At 63.2% G+C, this 3,040-nt stretch carries 3 protein-coding genes; 1 reads left to right on the forward strand and 2 read right to left on the reverse strand.

Annotation, left to right across the window (positions count from 1 at the left end; translation table 11 throughout):
* Positions 1-123 precede the first annotated feature (123 nt).
* Together VGP39_RS14760 and VGP39_RS14765 are read right to left on the reverse strand one after the other, a co-directional pair.
* Positions 124-324, reverse strand: coding sequence for an XRE family transcriptional regulator (locus tag VGP39_RS14760; protein ID WP_327568843.1), 201 nt, complete (start codon positions 322-324; stop codon positions 124-126).
* 252 nt (positions 325-576) lie between these two features.
* Entirely contained in the window at positions 577-1,758 is a 1,182-nt protein-coding gene (locus VGP39_RS14765) for a TrmJ/YjtD family RNA methyltransferase (RefSeq protein ID WP_327568844.1), read from the reverse strand.
* 344 nt (positions 1,759-2,102) lie between these two features.
* On the opposite strand from VGP39_RS14765, the gene VGP39_RS14770 reads away from it, so the two are divergent.
* A partial coding sequence (locus tag VGP39_RS14770) for an NADP-dependent isocitrate dehydrogenase (RefSeq protein ID WP_327568845.1) occupies positions 2,103-3,040 on the forward strand: 938 nt, incomplete at its 3' end.

Below are 3,040 nucleotides of genomic sequence, written 5' to 3' on the forward strand. Positions count from 1 at the left end.
TCGGCAGCCGCGGCGGGGGGGAAGGAAACCGCGACCGCGTAACACGTAACCTCGCAGCCCGGATGAAGCGGCAGCGAAATCCGGGTTCACTTGTCTTACCCCATATCGCTGCGCTCATGCGGGCTACTTGCTAATCCGCGCCGCCGCGCGCGAACGCGGCTTGGCGCGGATGACGATTTCGACGTCTTGATCCAGCGCGATGAGCAGCATCATCAGCCGCTCCACCGAGAAACCCTCGAGCCTATAGTTGCGCAGCGCCGAGACCTTGGGCTGGTTGAGGCCGAGCCGAGCCGCGGCTGCGCTTGTGCCAGGCGCTGCGCACAATGCATCTTAATGCGCTCGCCGACATGGACTTCAGGCGGATCGTGACGACACTCAAGATCTGAAAGGCGTAACGATCCGGCATCCGTCTGCTTCGAACAATTTTTTGAAGTGTGATGGATGCGCGGGTCAAGCCCGCGCATGACGAAGATGGATTGCTTCGTCGCAAGAGCTCCTCGCAATGACGGCAGCACGCGTGCGCTCCTACTCGTCCCCGTCATGCGCGGGCTTGACCCGCGCATCCATCAAAGAAGATCAATCCAAAGCAAGCCTGTCCAGCTGCCCCGCAACATCGCGCTCGACATCGGCCGCATTGAGCAGACACACGCGATACCCCCGCGCCTCCAGCCACGCCCGCCTTGCCGCGCGATCCTGCGCAATCACCTCGCTCTCCTCCGCATTCACCAGCTCGATCGCCACGCGCTTTACGAACGACACGAAATCCGGGATATGCCGCCCCACCGGCGTCTGCCGCTTGAACTGGCCGGCGAAACGGCGGTCTGATGTCAGCGCCTGCCACAGGATGCGTTCGGCGTCGGTAGGATTTCGCCGCAGCAGCCGTGCCAGGCCACGCAGCGTGCCGCTCTCGGCCGCCACCGCCCCCTGCCCGTGTTCGGCGAGCAGCGCGCGCAAGCGCGTCGCCTGTTCGCCGTCGAGCACGCCGCCCTTGGCCGGGCCCTTGCGGCCTTCGGCGATCGCCATCACCACGCCGTGCAGCGTGTGCATGTCCTGCCTGGTCGGCTCCATGCGGGAAAAGATGTTGCGCAGGTTGACCAGCATGGTCTCGCGCTTCTCCGCGGGCCGCAGAAATTCGACGCGGTCGAGTTCGCGCACCAGGTTGTCGAAGAAGGCCTGCATCTGATGCTGCGAGGCGCGCTCCGAGCGCTCCGGCATTGCGAATGGCAGTGTGTCCGCGGTCGCCAGCTTGAACCACTCGTAACCCAGCAGCAGAACGGCCTGCGCAAGATTGAGCGAGGCGAAGGCGGGATTGACCGGAAAGGTGACGATGCGGTCGCTCAGTGCCACCTCTTCGTTGAGCAGGCCCGCGCGTTCCCGTCCGAACAGCAGCCCGACCTGTCCTAAGGCTGCGATTTCGCGCGCAATCTCCCGCGCGGCCTGCTGCGGCCCGATCACCGGCTTGGCCTGATCGTGGGCGCGCGCGGTGGTGGCGAACAGCAGCGTGCAGTCGGCGACCGCCTGCTCCACGGTATCGAACAATTCGACCCGGTCCAGGATGTGATCCGCGCCCGCGGCGGCGCGCTGCGCGCTTGAATTGGGCCAGCCGTCGCGCGGGTTGACGATGCGCAGCCGCGTCAGCCCGAAGTTGCCCATCGCGCGGGCGGCCATGCCGATGTTCTCGCCAAGCTGCGGCTCGACCAGAATGACGATGGGGCCGGCAAGGCCGGCCGGGGTTTTGGTCTTGTCGGTGCCTGACATTTCCTCACTTTCTTCTCACCTCTCCCCGCAGGGGAGAGGTCGAAGCCGGAGCGCAGCGCAGGCTTCGGGTGAGGGGTCTCTCCGCGCACGCGAACGCGCGGATAGACCCCTCACCCGCCGCGCATCTGACGATGCGCGTCGACCTCTCCCCTGCGGGGAGAGGTGGCTGAGGGTCGTGGCGATTCGGTCTGAAACCATCATGCTTTACCGCATTTTCTCAAGCGAAATGCAAAATCAGCGCAGCGATACGGCACCTCGGCTTCCGCAACCGCTGCGGCGGTGCTATAGCCCGAATTCATTCACCCCGTCTCGAAAGCGCGTTCTCCAAAAAGGCCCTATTCCCCATGGCAAAAATCAAGGTCCAAAACCCCGTCGTCGAACTCGATGGCGACGAGATGACCCGGATCATCTGGCAATACATCAAGGACAAGCTGATCCTGCCGTTCCTCGATGTAAAACTTGAATATTACGACCTCGGGATGGAGTACCGCGACAAGACCGACGACCAGGTCACCATCGATGCCGCGAACGCGATCAAGAAGCACGGCGTCGGCGTCAAATGCGCAACCATCACCCCTGATGAGGCGCGGGTGAAGGAATTCGGCCTGAAGCAGATGTGGCGCTCGCCGAACGGCACCATCCGCAACATCCTCGGCGGCGTGATTTTCCGCGAGCCGATCATCTGCAAGAACGTGCCGCGCCTCGTTCCCGGTTGGACCAAGCCGATCATCATCGGCCGCCACGCCTATGGCGACCAGTACCGCGCCACCGACATCAAATTCCCCGGCAAGGGCACGCTGTCGATGAAATTCGTCGGCGAAGACGGCGCCGTGATCGAGCGCGAGGTGTTCAAGACGCCGGGCTCGGGCGTTGCCATGAGCATGTACAATCTCGACGATTCGATCCGCGATTTCGCCCGGGCCTCGCTGACTTACGGCCTCAACCGCGGCTACCCGGTGTATCTGTCGACCAAGAACACCATCATGAAAGTCTATGACGGCCGCTTCAAGGACATCTTTGAGGAGATCTACGAGAAGGATTTTAAAAAGGACTTCGAGGCCAAACATCTCACTTACGAGCATCGCCTGATCGACGACATGGTGGCGTCGGCTTTAAAATGGTCGGGCGGTTATGTCTGGGCCTGCAAGAATTACGACGGCGACGTGCAGTCCGACACCGTGGCGCAGGGCTACGGCTCGCTCGGGCTGATGACCTCGGTGCTGATGACGCCGGACGGCAAGACCGTGGAAGCCGAGGCCGCGCACGGCACGGTGACGCGGCA

The sequence above is a fragment of the Bradyrhizobium sp. genome (assembly GCF_036009065.1).
Taxonomy (GTDB): Bacteria; Pseudomonadota; Alphaproteobacteria; order Rhizobiales; family Xanthobacteraceae; genus Bradyrhizobium.